At 49.9% G+C, this 505-nt stretch carries 1 pseudogene; it reads right to left on the bottom strand.

What is annotated here, in order from left to right:
- A pseudogene (locus DW182_RS22040) lies at positions 1–505 on the bottom strand (VirE protein); the annotation flags it as partial.

Raw genomic sequence — 505 nt, forward strand, 5'->3', positions numbered from 1 at the left:
AAAGCAGCCGTAAATCCCAGAATGCCTTTACCCGCACCGGCAGGAGCCACACTGGCCAAATAGAAATGGGGGGAATACAACGATTTCTTATAGTAGAAACGGACGTACGGGAAGAGCGCGCTACAACTGTTCAGGCACCCCAGCAATGCCATGTCACGCTCACGCTTGTCGCTCGTATAACGGCAGCAGCGTGTCAGCAAATCGGGCAGTCGTGCAAAGACATCGTCAGGAATATAAGGTGCCTCGGCACGCAAATCGTCATTTTTTTCCAACACTACTTCCGGGGTATCTTCCTCATTGGAGCTGTAGCCGGGGTTATAAGTGACCCTGACCCCTTTTTGACCCCTATCCGGCTGTTTTTTCTCTTCCTGCAACTTCCCAACAAACTGATAACCAGACAACACGCGTTGACGAATATCTTCAGCCGTGAAATCACCCGACGCATAACGCCCGGAGAAAAGGGAGATCAACTTTTCAAGTTCTTCAGGAGAAAAACCTTTACTTC

The sequence above is a fragment of the Bacteroides sp. AM16-24 genome (assembly GCF_003471885.1).
GTDB lineage: Bacteria > Bacteroidota > Bacteroidia > Bacteroidales > Bacteroidaceae > Bacteroides.